Below are 1,424 nucleotides of genomic sequence, written 5' to 3'. Positions count from 1 at the left end.
GCCGCCGCCGCGACGGCCACCAGGGCCACCGGTGAGGCCGAGGCCGCCGCCGCCCAGGCGAAGGGTCTGGCCGCCGCCGAGGCGACCAGGGCCCAGGGTCTCGCCGAGGCGGAGGCCATCAAGGCGAGGGCCGCGGCCCTCGCCGAGAACCAGGAAGCGGTGGTCGCGCAGCAACTCGCCGAGAACTGGCCGGAGATCGTGCGGGCCGGCGCGTCCGCGTTCGGCAGCGTCGACAACATGGTGGTCCTCAACGGGGCCGACGGCATGGCGGAGATGCTCGCCAAGGCGCTCACGATGGGTGGCACGGGTCTCGGTCTGGCCCGCCAGCTACTGGCCTCGATGAACCAGAACGGGCAGATCCCGAACGGGACTTCGGCCCTGAACGGGACTGTGGCACCGGCGTCGCAGAAGGTGCCGGTGGAGAAGGACGAGAAGTGACGTCAACGGGAGGCTGACGTACGCGTCGCGGGGGACACCCTCTAAGGTGCCCCCCGTGACCGCGTTTACCGATGAGAACGTCCCGGGCCGCTTCGGCCCCTCCGCCACCACCGAGGCCGACCCGCGCGAGGTCGGCAAGGTGCGTACCGAGTACTCCCCCGCGCACGACGGGGACCCGGACCCCGGTGAGATCGTCTGGACCTGGGTGCCGTTCGAGGAGAACGACGGCCGGGGCAAGGACCGCCCGGTCCTCGTCGTGGCCCGTGAGCCCGGCGGTACCCTGCTGGCCGTCCAGCTCTCCAGCAAGCGGCACGACGCCGACCGCGAGTGGGTGGCGATCGGCAACGGCCCGTGGGACAAGTCGGGCCGCGACTCCTGGGTCGACGTGGACCGCGTCCTGCGCCTGCACGAGGACGGCATGCGCCGCGAGGCGTGCGCGATCGACCAGATGCGCTTCAACCTCGTACGGCACCGGCTGCACGAGCGCTACGGCTGGACCTGACGAGCCGAGTGGGCTAGGGCCTGTCGTCTGGATCAGGCCGGCCTGTCTCACGGTGCCTTGTCGGCCGACCCGAGCGGGGTGTGGTGCGTGCAGCTGCAAGGCGGAGGAGGGCGGCGACGCGATGGGGGTCCCCCGCGCGAGGTGGTTCGAGCGTGGGGGAGTCGGCAACCGACGACAACGCCGCTGGGGGTCCCCCCACGCCTTTAAGGCAGTGGGGGAGTGCGCACCACACCCCGCGACGCCGGCATGATCCAGACGACAGGCCCTAGCTCTGGAGCTGACGCTCCGGAAACGCCCGTACGAAGGCGTCCCGGACCGTGGCACCCGGTGTGCGGTCCAGGACGCCGAACACCACGTGCTCGAAGGCCGCGGCGAACCGCCCGCCCGGCCCGAGCAGCGCGTGGAAGGCACCCGCGACCTGCGCCGGGTCGTTCTGGAAGACCCCGCAGCCCCAGGCACCCAGGACCAGCCGCCGGTAGCCGTG

At 72.3% G+C, this 1,424-nt stretch carries 3 protein-coding genes; 2 read left to right on the top strand and 1 reads right to left on the bottom strand.

Annotated features, from left to right (window positions below; translation table 11 throughout):
- Window positions 1-438 (top strand): flotillin domain-containing protein (locus tag R6V09_RS53165; protein ID WP_317888559.1); only part of this gene is annotated, 438 nt, incomplete at its 5' end.
- Window positions 439-493: 55 nt separating this feature from the next.
- Window positions 494-940 carry a type II toxin-antitoxin system PemK/MazF family toxin gene (locus R6V09_RS53160; protein WP_019068365.1) on the top strand — a complete coding sequence of 149 codons (447 nt, stop codon included), beginning with the start codon at window positions 494-496 and terminating at the stop codon, window positions 938-940.
- A gap of 265 nt (window positions 941-1,205) precedes the next feature.
- Here the strand turns inward: R6V09_RS53160 and R6V09_RS53155 are convergent.
- Window positions 1,206-1,424: TIGR02452 family protein (locus tag R6V09_RS53155; protein WP_317888558.1), on the bottom strand; the 219-nt coding region annotated here is incomplete at its 5' end.

Origin of the sequence: Streptomyces sp. W16, from assembly GCF_033194735.1 — a bacterium.
Classification (GTDB): domain Bacteria; phylum Actinomycetota; class Actinomycetes; order Streptomycetales; family Streptomycetaceae; genus Streptomyces.
This window is presented reverse-complemented; position numbering and strand designations above follow the sequence as displayed.